General features: G+C 69.3%; 14 protein-coding genes. 6 read left to right on the top strand and 8 right to left on the bottom strand.

The window, feature by feature from the left end; all coding sequences use genetic code 11:
- Positions 1-13 precede the first annotated feature (13 nt).
- From ACWDV4_RS19565 to ACWDV4_RS19545, 5 genes are all read right to left on the bottom strand, one after another.
- Positions 14-691 (bottom strand): hypothetical protein, encoded by a 678-nt coding sequence (locus ACWDV4_RS19565; RefSeq protein ID WP_449980777.1) that lies wholly within the window; start codon positions 689-691, stop codon positions 14-16.
- Between the two features lie 106 nt (positions 692-797).
- Positions 798-1,409: a hypothetical protein gene (locus tag ACWDV4_RS19560; RefSeq protein WP_449980775.1), complete on the bottom strand. Its 612-nt coding sequence runs from the start codon at positions 1,407-1,409 to the stop codon at positions 798-800.
- A 57-nt stretch (positions 1,410-1,466) separates the two neighbouring features.
- Complete coding sequence (locus tag ACWDV4_RS19555; RefSeq protein WP_449980773.1) at positions 1,467-2,123, bottom strand: response regulator transcription factor; 657 nt, start codon at positions 2,121-2,123, stop codon at positions 1,467-1,469.
- Positions 2,120-3,226, bottom strand: coding sequence for a sensor histidine kinase (locus ACWDV4_RS19550; RefSeq protein ID WP_449980771.1), 1,107 nt, complete (start codon positions 3,224-3,226; stop codon positions 2,120-2,122). Before ACWDV4_RS19550 ends, ACWDV4_RS19555 begins: the two co-directional genes overlap by 4 nt.
- Before the next feature lie 165 nt (positions 3,227-3,391).
- The gene (locus ACWDV4_RS19545) at positions 3,392-4,615 is read right to left on the bottom strand and encodes a serine hydrolase domain-containing protein (protein WP_449980769.1); all 1,224 of its coding nucleotides are present in this window, start codon (positions 4,613-4,615) and stop codon (positions 3,392-3,394) included.
- Positions 4,616-4,753: 138 nt separating this feature from the next.
- Between ACWDV4_RS19545 and ACWDV4_RS19540 the strand changes: the two genes are divergently transcribed.
- From ACWDV4_RS19540 to ACWDV4_RS19525, 4 genes are read left to right on the top strand one after another with little or no spacing between them, the layout of a single operon-like run.
- Complete coding sequence (locus ACWDV4_RS19540) at positions 4,754-5,428, top strand: class I SAM-dependent methyltransferase (RefSeq protein ID WP_449980767.1); 675 nt, start codon at positions 4,754-4,756, stop codon at positions 5,426-5,428.
- 56 nt (positions 5,429-5,484) lie between these two features.
- Positions 5,485-5,880: a hypothetical protein gene (locus ACWDV4_RS19535; protein ID WP_449980765.1), complete on the top strand. Its 396-nt coding sequence runs from the start codon at positions 5,485-5,487 to the stop codon at positions 5,878-5,880.
- Entirely contained in the window at positions 5,877-6,353 is a 477-nt protein-coding gene (locus ACWDV4_RS19530; protein WP_449980763.1) for a MarR family winged helix-turn-helix transcriptional regulator, read from the top strand. Before ACWDV4_RS19535 ends, ACWDV4_RS19530 begins: the two co-directional genes overlap by 4 nt.
- A gap of 4 nt (positions 6,354-6,357) precedes the next feature.
- Positions 6,358-8,196, top strand: a complete 1,839-nt coding sequence (locus ACWDV4_RS19525; RefSeq protein WP_449980761.1) for an NHL domain-containing thioredoxin family protein — start codon at positions 6,358-6,360, stop codon at positions 8,194-8,196.
- A gap of 132 nt (positions 8,197-8,328) precedes the next feature.
- Here ACWDV4_RS19525 and ACWDV4_RS19520 read toward each other — a convergent pair whose 3' ends face one another.
- Genes ACWDV4_RS19520 through ACWDV4_RS19510 form a run of 3 tightly spaced genes read right to left on the bottom strand, consistent with a single transcriptional unit; the run spans position 8,329 to position 10,530 of the window.
- On the bottom strand, positions 8,329-9,081 hold the full coding sequence (locus ACWDV4_RS19520; RefSeq protein WP_449980759.1) for a LamB/YcsF family protein: 753 nt from the start codon (positions 9,079-9,081) through the stop codon (positions 8,329-8,331).
- Positions 9,065-9,916 (bottom strand): 5-oxoprolinase subunit C family protein, encoded by an 852-nt coding sequence (locus tag ACWDV4_RS19515; protein ID WP_449980797.1) that lies wholly within the window; start codon positions 9,914-9,916, stop codon positions 9,065-9,067. Before ACWDV4_RS19515 ends, ACWDV4_RS19520 begins: the two co-directional genes overlap by 17 nt.
- Positions 9,910-10,530 carry a 5-oxoprolinase subunit B family protein gene (locus ACWDV4_RS19510; RefSeq protein ID WP_449980758.1) on the bottom strand — a complete coding sequence of 207 codons (621 nt, stop codon included), beginning with the start codon at positions 10,528-10,530 and terminating at the stop codon, positions 9,910-9,912. Before ACWDV4_RS19510 ends, ACWDV4_RS19515 begins: the two co-directional genes overlap by 7 nt.
- Positions 10,531-10,648: 118 nt before the next feature.
- On the opposite strand from ACWDV4_RS19510, the gene ACWDV4_RS19505 reads away from it, so the two are divergent.
- The gene (locus ACWDV4_RS19505) at positions 10,649-11,236 is read left to right on the top strand and encodes an exonuclease domain-containing protein (protein WP_449980756.1); all 588 of its coding nucleotides are present in this window, start codon (positions 10,649-10,651) and stop codon (positions 11,234-11,236) included.
- 47 nt (positions 11,237-11,283) lie between these two features.
- Complete coding sequence (gene trhA / locus ACWDV4_RS19500) at positions 11,284-11,961, top strand: PAQR family membrane homeostasis protein TrhA (protein WP_449980754.1); 678 nt, start codon at positions 11,284-11,286, stop codon at positions 11,959-11,961.
- Positions 11,962-12,002: the final 41 nt, after the last annotated feature.

Genomic DNA, 12,002 nt, shown 5'->3' with positions numbered 1-12,002 from the left:
GACGGCGAATCGGCTACCCCTGACCTGCTCCGCAGGAGTCCGCTTCCTCTCCGGCCTGAAGGCCGCAGTATCCACGGAGGAATCTGATGACGCTGAGCGTGTCCACATAGTCGAAGAGCGGTCCGGTTAACCGGCGGCAGTCCTGGATGTACGCCCGGTTGAACGTCTTCAGGGCCGCGAAGGTCTCCGGGGTGGTCGGGAACTCGGCCGGTGCCGGCAGCGACGGTACGGCCGGGCAGAGGATCGGATTGCTCGCGCCGACGCCACGCGGGTCGAACCCGACGATGTCGAACTGCCGCTGCACGTCGGCGGAGAGCAACGAGTCCTGCTTGATGACGTTCACCCCGGAGCCGCCCGGCCCACCCGGGTTGATCAGCAACGCGCCGATCCGACGGGCCGGGTCGGTGGCTGGCCGGCGGGCCAGCGCGATGTCCACGCTGCCCTTGCCCGGATCGGTCCAGTCGATCGGTACGGTGATCGATCCACACTGCACCCCGGGCGCATCGGCGCAGGGCTGCCAGTCCACCCGGGATGCGGTCCGCTCGTCCAGACCCGGCTCGGTGCGGGCGGCAGCCAGTTCCGGTTCGGTGCGGGCGGCGGAGGCGGCCGGTGCACCGCCCAGCACCGCCCCCACCCCCAGTACGGTCGCACTGGCGAGCGCTGCCAGTCGCGTACGACGTGGTATCGCCAACAGAAGCTCCCTTCGGGTCACGGTCAGCTACCTGACCGTGACCCAAACCTTGCCATCCATCGGCGATGATCACATCGCGCTCGGGTCTCAACCGCCCCCGATATCTTCACTTCGGAGCAGGCCGGCGCAATAGGGGAAGACCCCTACGCCTCCCGTCCGATTCGGACACCTCGGTGGCGGGGCGGCCGGGAAGCCGCGACCGCACCGCCAGGTAGAGGAACGGCAGCAACAGCAGTACGTCCGCCACGTGTGCGATGGTCGGCTCCCGGGTGATCCGACTCAACGGGAACGCCAGCGCCCCCAGCATGATCAGCACACTGACCGGTAGCGGTGCGGCCCGCAGCTTGAGCAACATCGCCCCCAGCAGGAACAGCGTCAGCGGAAACATCGGACCGGCCAGCCAGTACAGCGAGTTGGCAGTGAACGGATAGTGGTTGAGTTGCTCGACCGCCTCGGCGTGCGAAACGTCGAACATCCCCTCGTAGATGCTCTGGAACCCGAAGGCGAGCCCGCCGACGGTGGCGAAGACCGCCAGCGGCACCGCCACCGCCACGAACCTTGGCGCGAGCGGGCGTAGCCGGTCGTAGAGCCCGAGCAGGCCGATGAGCCAGAGACCGGTGGAGAGCACGATGAGCGTACCGGCGGTAACCCCTTGCCGGTCGCTCTCCCAGAAGAAGCCGGCGAGCAGATTGAGCGCCGGACCCAAGATGAGAAACATGTGCTCGACGCTACGAATCCAACGACGTCGACCAATCCGTCGATCGCGGATGACGCACTACCGTGGACGCGGTAGCCGGGCCAGCCCGCTGCGGTAGGCGAAGACCACGAGTTGCGCCCGATCCCGGGCACCGAGCTTGACCATCGCCCGGTTCGTATGGGTCTTGGCGGTCGCCGGGCTCATCCGCAGTCTCAGCCCCACTTCGGCGTTGGACAGCCCATCGGCGACCAGCGCCACCACCTCCCGCTCCCGGGCGGTCAACGTGTGCACCCCGGGTACGGCCGGACCACCCGCGTATGCGGCGATGAGCCGTCTGGTCACCGCCGGGGCCAGCAACGCGTCTCCGGCGGCCACCACCCGGACCGCCCGCCGTAACTCCTCCGGCTCCAGGTCCTTGAGCAGGAATCCGCTCGCGCCCGCGTGCAGCGCGGCGTAGACGTACTCGTCCAGCTCGAAGGTGGTCAGCATGACGACCCGTACCCCGGGCAGCCGTTCGTCGGCGAGGATCCGCCGCGCGGCGGTCAGCCCGTCGGTGCCGGGCATCCGTACGTCCATCAACACCACGTCCGGCCGGTGCGCCCGAGTCGCGGCGATCGCCTCGTCACCGTCGGCCGCCTCGGCGACGACCTCGATGTCCGGGGCCCGCTCCAGCAGCACCCGGAAACCGGCCCGGACCAGCGTCTGGTCGTCAGCCAGCAGCACTCGTACCGTCATCCTGGCAGCCACCCCCGTACCTGGAACCCTCCGCCGTCGGCCGGACCGGCCCGCAGCCAGCCACCCAGGCCGGCGGCCCGTTCCGCCATGCCACGCAGCCCGTTGCCCGGCGGTCCGGTCGCGCCCCGGCCGTCGTCGGAGACCAGCAACGAAAGACCGTCCGGCAGAAACCCCAGGTGTACGTCGATCCGCTGCGCATCGGCGTGCCGCAGCGCGTTGGCCACCGCCTCCTGCACAATCCGGTACGCCGTCAACTCCACCGCTCGGGACAGCGGGCGTGCTTCCCCCTCGTAGACGACCACCGCCCCGGTCGAGGCGGCCAACGCGGGCAGCCGGTCCAGGGTGGGCCCGGGCGGCTCGACCTCGGTTCTGTCGCCTGCGGTCTCGGTTGGGCGCGGCCCGTCGCGGATCGTTCCCACCGCCGCCCGCAGTTCGTCCAGTGCCTCCCGGGCAGCACGCCGTACGTTCTCCAGCGCCGCCCGAGCCTGCGCCGGATCGTCGTCCAGCACCTCGGCCGCCACCCCGGCCTGCACGTTCACCACCGCCAGGGTGTGCGCAGTCACGTCGTGCAACTCCCGGGCGATGCGTATCCGCTCCTCGGTGACCCGTAGCGCGGCCACCCGCTCGCGGTCGGCGGCCAACAGCGCCAACCTTGCCCGCCGACCGCGTACCACCTCGCCAAGGAGCAGCATCGACACGAACACCACCGTCGAGCTGTCCAAGGTGGCATCCAGCAGGCCAACCTGATTGATCACCATGCGGCTGTACGCGTCGATCGCGATGAGGACTCCGGCCAGCACCAGTCCGGCTCGGCGTCGGGTGGCCACCGTCACCGAGTACAGCGCCACCCACAGTGGCACTGCCGGCGCACCGCCTGGGTACTCCATCACGTGGTAGAGCAGGAACAGGCCGCCCACCACGGCCAGGACCACCGCCGGCCATCGTCGCCGCGCCAACAGCGCCACCGCCATCGCCACGCTGAGGACGTACGCCCACTCGTCGGGTGAACGGTCCGCCGGTGCCACCGTCGCGACGGCGACCCGGTACACCGTGGCACCACCCGCACCGACCACCAGCGCCGCGTCCACCAGCCACCGCCGCATACCGGCACTGTACGAACGGACCGCTTCCGGTACGTACAACGAACGCGGTATACCTGCTCGGCCCGGCGTCCGAGCATGTGAACGGGCCACGCCGGACTCGCTGAGCTCGGCGTGGCCCGGTTCGCTTGTGAGTTTGCGGGCCCGGTTCGTTCGTCAGGCTGCGGCCTACTCGCCGCAGAACACCGCCTTGAGGAGGTTGTCCAACGCCGTCGGATACGCCCCTACCAGGTCGACTTCGGCGTCTCCGCCGGTCGCCGAGGCAGTCAGGGTCTTGCTGCCGTCGGGCGTGCTGTACATCAGCGCTCCGGAGCCGATGGTGCTGCCGTTGTGGAAGAAGATGATGCCGTCGCAGTCCGGGCTCACGTCCTGCACGCGCAGCCCCAGGCCAAAGCCGTTGCCGCTCGGATGTGCCGTGCGCATCTCGGCCAGCAGCGAGGCCGGCAGAAGCTTGCCACTCTGCAGCGCGGAGAAGAACGTATGGAGATCCTCGGTGGTCGAGATCATGTCACCGGCACCGAACAGCAAGGAGGGACTCTGGCGGGTGACGTCGACCGTCTGCCACTGGCCGGCGTCCTGATAGTGGTAGTAGCTGTGGGCGTGCGGCCCGGGGATTTCCGACCGGGCACCCGGCACCACAGTGCCCGAGAGCCCGAGTGGCCGCAGGATCCGCCGCTGCATCTCCTCGGCGTACGAGCGGCCGGTGACCTGCTCGATCAGCAGTCCGGCCAGGGTGTAGTTGGTGTTGGAGTAGTTCCAGCTCGTCCCTGGCGCGAACAGTGGCGGCTTGGACAGGGCGAACCGCACCAGTTCCTCCGGCTGGTAGGTGTGGAACCGGGTGTCCACCCATTCCTGGCCCGTCGAGGGGATCCCCGGCATGGCCGTCCCGTCGTAGTAGTCGCCGGTGTGGTTGAACACCCCGCTGGTGTGCTGCAACAGCATCCGTACGGTGATCCGCCGGTCCAGCCCGAACTGCGGCAGGTAGTCGGCCGCCGGGGTGTCCAGCCGGACCTTGCCCTCAGCCACCAGTTGCAGCACCACGGTCGCGGTGAAGGTCTTGGTGTTGCTGCCGATCCGGAACCGCCCGTTCGTCGGCGGCTTCGCGTCTTCGCCCAGCCTGCGCACCCCGGCGCTGCCCACCCACTCGCCCTGCTGATCGTGCACACGCAACTGCATCCCGGCGAAACCGATATCGACGAACGCCTGCATGGCCGCCTGCAACTCCGGGCGCTCCTGCGCGGAGGCGACCTTCGACGCGGCCACGCTGGCCGGGGCCGCCATCCCGGGTGTGGCCGCCCCGGACAGCAGCGTGGCAGCCAGCGCCGTGACAGCCAGCGCCATGACCCCCACTCGCCGGTAAATCCGCAGCACCTTGTTCTCGTTGACGTTCATGGTGTCATGATGGCACATTTTTGGCACCACGTGAAGCCACAATGACTCCAACCCTGCATCCGATGGCACCACGCCCACGAACAGGACAGCTACGTCGACCATCGCGTTCGATCGATTGAGCTGGTTAGAGTGGAACACATGGGACCGGTGGCGGCGTACGACGAGATCGCGGACTGGTACGAAGAGGAGTTCGTCGGGCGACAAGCCGACGGCGATCCGCTCGGCATCGACCAGGCGCTGCGCCTTCTGTTGGGTACGGGCAGTGGTACCTGCCTGGAGATCGGCTGTGGCACCGGCGCATACGCCCGCCCAGTCCGCGCATTGGGCTGGCATCCCATCGGAGTGGACATCTCCGCCGGGATGCTGAGACACGCTGCCGGCCGCCTACCGATCGCCCGAGCCGACGTCGGACGACTCCCGTTCCCCGATGGCTGCCTGCCCGCCGTCGTCGCCGTGATGGTCCACACCGACATGCCGGCCTATCCCCAGGCGCTCCGCGAGGTCGCCCGAGTACTACGGCCCGGCGGCAAGTTCGTCCACATCGGAGTTCACCCCTGTTTCTGCGCCGGGTTCGCCGACCGAACCGACCCGGACGCCGTCGTGATTCGTCCCGGCTACCTCGACAGCCACTGGACCCGCGACTCCTGGACCGACCAGGGAATTCGCGACAAGGTCGGGGCCATCCACCGTCCCCTGCCGGAACTGCTGCACGCCTTCCTCGACGCCGGGTTGGAATTGGACCGCTTCACCGAAGGCGGAGCGCCCACACCGGTCATGCTCGCCATCCAGGCCCACCCGCGCAGCGGCAAGTAGCGACGGCTGATTACCCACTTCCCCAAAAATGTATGCGGTTCGCATACAATCTGCGGATGGGCATAACCACGGACACCGAAGCAGCTATCGCTCGCTGGCATGAGATCGTCAACACCGGCGACCTAACCCGGGTGCAGGAGATCGTCGCCGATCCGATCGTGGTCAACGGTCCCAAGGGCGCGGGGCCGATCAACCCCGACGAGTTCGCGAAGTGGATCGAACGCTCCGGCATCACCCTGCGACCGACGTCCTTCCATCCCATCAGCGACCGGGTGCTCGTCGTGGAACAGGACGCACGCTGGCCCGAGGACACCGCGCCGACCCGGGTCGCGACGATGTTCCGTACCACCGATGGCGTCGTCTCCGCCGCCCTCCGGTTCCCGGCGCTGCGGCCGGCGCTGGAGTTCGCATACCTCTACCGTGAGTTGGCGGCTACCGAGGCACGCGCATGACCACGGATCCGTCACCCGGGCCAGGGCAGACCCTCTTCCGGTTCGTACGGCACTGGGCACGCCGAGCCGACGCGAGCGACATCAGCGCTGCTCGTGGCCGCGATGTGCTGGTCACCGAGGCGGTGTACGCCCTCAGTGGCCGGGGTGAGGTAAGCATCAACGATGTCTCGGCCGAGCTTGGAATCGACCAATCTGGCGCGAGCCGCATGGTCAGCGACGCTGTCGGGCGACACCTCCTCACCGTCACGGCTTCGACGGCGGACGCCCGACGCCGTGTCGTGGCCGTGACGCCCCAGGGCGAGGCCATGCTTCGAGACGCCCACCGGTGGCAGGAGCAGGCGTTCGCACGCCTCACCGAAGACTGGACGGACACGGAACGCGTCGACTTCCAACGCGCCATGCAACGGCTGGTAGCTGCCTCGGCAGACCTGCACAACCCCTCGTCCTCGATCCCAGGCGGCGTGGCAGGCTGACCGCATGGACGCATCACCACGGGTACGCGCACCCGAGTTCCAGGGCCGCGCGTGGCTGAACACCGGCGGGCAGGACCTCAAACTGGCAGATCTCCGAGGACGCTTCGTGATCCTCGACTTCTGGACCTTCTGCTGCGTCAACTGTCTGCACGTACTCGACGAGTTGCGTCCGTTGGAGGAGAAGTACGGCGACGTACTCGTCGTCATCGGCGTGCACTCGCCCAAATTCGAACACGAACGGGACCCGGATGCCGTGGTCGCCGCCGTCGAGCGGTACGGCGTGTCGCACCCCGTGCTGGACGATCCAGAGCTGAAGACCTGGCAGCAGTACGCGGCCCGGGCCTGGCCGACCCTGTCGGTGATCGACCCGGAAGGCTACGTCGTCGCCACCATGGCTGGTGAGGGGCACGTGGAGGGGATCGGTCGACTCCTCGACGAGCTGATCGAGGTACACGAGGCCAAGGGCACCCTGCACCGGGGCGTCGGCCCGTACGTCCCGCCGGCCGAACCGACGACCAGCCTGCGCTTCCCCGGCAAGGCCGTGGCGCTCGACGGCGGGAACCTGCTGGTCTCCGACTCGGCCCGGCACTCGCTGGTCGAACTGGCCCCCGACGGGGAGACCGCCCTGCGGCGAATCGGCTCCGGCGAGCGCGGACGGGCCGACGGCGCGGCCGACCAGGCGAGCTTCTCCGAGCCACAGGGGATGTGTCGGCTGCCCGAGCACACCGCCGGGATCGCCGGTTACGACCTGGTCGTCGCCGACACCGTCAACCACCTGCTGCGTGGGGTCAACCTGGCGACCGGTGAGGTGACCACGGTCGCCGGCACCGGCCGCCAGTGGCGCTCGACGGTCGACGACCACGCGCACGACGCGCTCTCCATCGACCTCTCCTCCCCCTGGGACCTCGCCTGGTACGACAACAAGGTCATCATCGCGATGGCCGGCATCCACCAGCTCTGGTGGTTCGACCCGGTAAAGCGGACCGCCGGAATCTACGCAGGCACCACGGTCGAGGCGCTGCGCGACGGGCCGCTGCCCGACGTGTGGATGGCCCAGCCGTCCGGGCTGGCCGTCTCGGCGGACGGCTCCCGCCTGTGGATCGCCGACAGCGAGACCAGCGCCCTGCGGTACGTCGAAGACGGTGCGATGCACACGGCGGTGGGGCAGGGCCTGTTCGACTTCGGTCACGTCGACGGGCCCGCCGACCAGGCGTTGTTCCAGCATCCGCTGGGGGTGTGCGCGCTGCCCGACGGCTCGGTGCTGGTGGCCGACACGTACAACGGGGCGGTCCGCCGTTACGACCCGGCAGCCGGGGTCGTCGCCACCGTCGCCGGTGACCTGGCCGAGCCGAGTGACGTCGTGCTGGCCGCTGACGACGTGGTGTTGGTGGTCGAGTCGGCGGCGCACCGGCTGACCCGGCTGGCGCCGGGTGCGCTTTCCGCAGCCGGGGCAACGACGGTGGCGGGTGACCGGCACCGGGCGGAACGTCCGCCGACCGACCTCGCCCCCGGTGAGGTGACCCTGGACATCGTCTTCACGCCGCCGCCCGGCCAGAAAATGGACGAGACGTTCGGGCCGTCGACTCGGCTGGAGGTGTCGGCGTCCCCACCGGAGCTGCTGCTCGACGGCCTCGGGATCACCACCGACCTGTCCCGTCGGCTGGTCGTCAACCCCGAGGTGGCCAGTGGCGTGCTTCAGGTGACCGCCCAGGCGGCGACCTGTGACGCCGACGAGGAGCACGCGGCCTGCCACCTGACCCGGCAGGACTGGGGAGTGCCGGTACGCATCACGCCCGACGGCCCGAACCGCCTCCCGCTGATCCTGCGCGGCCTCGACACCTGATCTGCTGTGGTGTTAGGAAGGGCCCCTTCCTATCGTTTTTTGTATAGGAAGGGGCCCTTCCTAACACCAAACCCCTAACACCAAACCCCTAACACCAAACCCCTAACACCCAACACCCAACTCCCACACCATCTAAGCCACGAACGAAGCCAGGTTCACCGCAGCGCGGTTGAGGGCGGCGCGGACCCGACTGGCGGCCGTCACCGCACCCGGGGTGTCCCCGTGCAGGCAGATCGACTCCACCGGGGCCGGTACGGAGGTGCCGTCCACCGCCACGACCCGCTGCTCGACGGCCATCAGTACCGCCCGATCGGCTGCCTGATCCGGATCGATGACCAGCGCGCCCGGGGCGGTACGCGGCACCAGCGCACCGTTGGCCTGGTAGCCCCGGTCGGCGAACCCTTCGGCGACGGCCCGCAGTCCGGCCCCGGTGGCCAGCTGGGCGAGCACCGATCCGGGCTGGCAGAGCACCGGCAGCCCCGGGTTGTAGCCGGCCACCGCGGCCACCACTGCCGCCGCCTGGGATTCGTCCCGGGCAGCGGTGTTGTAGAGCGCGCCGTGTGGCTTGACGTACCGCACCGAGGTTCCGGCGAGCCGGCAGAAGGCGTCCAGCGCCCCGATCTGGTAGACGATCTCGTCGCGCAGCTCGTCGAAGGCGTACTCGATCCGCCGCCGGCCGAATCCGGCGAGGTCGCGGTAGCCGACCTGGGCTCCGATGGCGACCCCGCGTTCGGCGGCCGCCGCGCAGATCCGGCGCATGGTGCTGGCGTCCCCGGCGTGGAAGCCGCAGGCGACGTTGGCCGAGGTGATCAGGTCGAGTAGTGCCTCGTCGTCACCGAGCCGCCAGATGCCGAAGCCTTCACCGAGGTCAGCGTTGAGGTCCATGAAATCGCACGGTAGTACCCGGGCGGGCCTGGGCCAGCCGCGCCACGTCGGTGACCACGGCGATCACCGGGTAGCCGCCGGTGGTGGGATGGTCGGCGAGGAAGATCAGCGGCTGCCCGTCGGCGGGTACCTGTACCGCCCCGAGCACGAGCCCTTCGCTGGGCAGTTCGCCGGCCTTCGCGCGGGGCAGGGCCGCGCCGGCCAGCCGCGCACCGACCCGGTTGCTCACCGGAGTGACCGTGTACGCCGTACCGAGCAGTTGGTCGATGGCCTCGTCGGTGAACCAGTCGTCCCGGGGGCCGAGGCGGATCAGCAGGTCGACCACGGTGGACGGGGCTGGCCAGGGCACGAAGTCGACCGGGGCGGGGGCGCTGGTGACCGGGCCGGTCGGCAGGGTGTCGCCGTCGCGCAGCGGTGCCGGGCCGAGCCCGGAGAGGGTGTCGGTGGAGCGACTGCCGAGCACCGGCTCGACGGTGATGCCTCCGGCGACGGCCAGGTACGACCGCACCCCGGTCCGGGCCGGCCCGACCTCGACCAGTCCACCCGCCGGTACGGCCAACGGCCGCCCCGGGTCGGCTGGCCGCCCGGCGGCCCGTACCAGGGCGTCGGCTCCGGTCACCGCGACCGTCCCGGCGACGGTCAGCCGGATCGTGCAGCCGGTTAGCGTGGTTTCCAGCCCGGCACCCTGTTCCGGGTTGCCGACCAGCCGGTTGGCCAGCCGTAACGCCGGGATGTCCAGCGCGCCCGAGTGGGGCACCCCGAGGTACGCGTATCCGGGCCGGCCGAGGTCCTGGACGGTGGTGAGGGCCCCGGCCCGGACAACTTCGATCACGATGCCCGCACCAGCCGGACCCGCGTGCCGGGTACGAGCCGCGCCGGCGGGTCACGGTGTACGTCGAAGAGCGTGACCTCGGTACGACCGACCAGTCGCCAACCGCCCGGTGAGGCGTTCGGATAGATCCCGGTGTACGCCCCGGCGAGCGCGACCGACCCGGCCGGCACCGTCGTACGCGGGGTGGCCAGTCGGGGCACCGCCCATTGTTCGGGTAGCCCGGTCAGGTAGGCGAATCCGGGGGCGAAGCCGCAGAACGCCACCCGAAATTCGGTGCTGGTCAACCGCTCGACCGCCGCCTCGACGGTGACGTCCCACAGCGCGGCGACTTCGGGCAGGTCCTCCCCGTCGTAGACGGTGGGGATCGTCACCTCGGGTCCGTTTCCGGTAGTGCTGTCGGCGACCGGTTTCGGCAGCCAGCGGGCGATCAGCTCGGCTGTCGCGGCGGGATCGGGCACCCCGTCGAGCAGCACCGTTCGTGCTGCCGGGACGATCTCGACGGCCGCCAGTTCGCCAGCGGCGCGTCGCCGCCAGAGTTCGGCTCGCCACGCCTCGACCTGGCCTGCGTCGGTGCAGTCGAGGAGCAATCCGTGCTCTCCCACCCGCCGTACCCGCATGGCTCAGCATCCTGCCCGACGGCCAAGACCCACGTCAGCCCAGGCGTCCAAGCGACAGGATCGTCGGCGGAGGTAAAACCGAATGCTGGACCACCGGCCGGTCCATAGGCTCCCCGGCATGTCACATCCATTGGAGGCCGACCGGTTTCTCAACGTCGTGGACGTCGAGGCGACCTGCTGGCGGGGCCCGTCACCACGGGACCAGACCAACGAGATCATCGAAATCGGACTCTGCGTGGTCGATCTGGTTGACCGGCGGCGGGTGGCCCGCGACCGGATTCTGGTCCGACCGGCGCGGTCGCGGGTGAGCGCGTTCTGTACGGAACTCACCGGCCTCACCCAGGCAGAGGTCGACGCGGGCGTGAGCTTTGCGGAGGCGTGCACGCTCTTGGCCAAGCAGCATCAGGCCGGTCCCCGGGTCTGGGCGAGTTGGGGCGACTACGACCGGTTGCAGTTCCAACGCCAGTGCGCGGCCACTCAGGTGCCGTACCCGTTCGGCGTCCGGCACATCAACGCCAAGGCCGTGTTCGCGCAGGCGTACGGCCTCCAGCGGAAAATGGGGATGGCCGGGGCGCTTCGGCATGTCGATCTTCCGTTGGAGGGTCGCCATCACAACGGTGCCGACGATGCGTGGAACATCGGCGCGCTCGTGCTGCACACCCTGGCTGCCGGAGCCTGGCCGGTGATCCCGACTCGGGACACGTGACGCGTTCCACTACTCAGAAGTAACCTACGGTGCCGTAACCTAGTGGCGTGACCACCTCGGCCCCGTTACGGATGAAGCCGGTCGACATCGGTAAGCCACGGATGCGCGGCTGGCTGCACGCCTACGCCTTCTTCGTCGCAGCCGTCTGCGGCATCGTGCTCTGCTCACTCGCCGCTGCCCGACCCGGCTGGGCTCCGCTGATCAGTTGCGCTATCTACAGCCTCACCGTCTGTGGCCTGTTCGGCACCAGCGCCCTCTATCACCGGCGGGTCTGGTCCGAGCGCGGCTACCAGGTGATGCGAAGACTCGACCATTCGATGATCTTCATATTCATCGCCGGTACGTACACCCCGTTCTGCCTGCTGCTGCTCTCCAACCGGAGCGCGGCGATCATGCTCTCAGTGGTCTGGGGCGGTGCCCTGGCCGGCGTTGCGCTGAAGCTCGTCTGGCCGCACGTACCGCGCTGGGTTTCCGCGCCGCTCTATCTGGCTCTCGGCTGGGTGGCGGTCGCGATCCTGCCGGACATCCTGCGCGAGGGTGGCGTCACCGCGCTGGTCCTGTTGATCGTCGGCGGAGCGGTCTACAGCGTCGGTGCCGTCTTCTACGCGCTACGCCGACCCAACCCCTGGCCCACCGTCTTCGGCCACCACGAGTTCTTCCACGCCTGCACCCTGGTGGCCGCGATCTGCCACCACATCGCCATCTACTTCGCCCTCTTCGCCTGAACGCTTCGCCTGCACGCACAGGTGGGGTGAGTGATCGCGAC

It is taken from the genome of Micromonospora sp. NPDC003197 (assembly GCF_053590565.1).
This window is presented reverse-complemented; position numbering and strand designations above follow the sequence as displayed.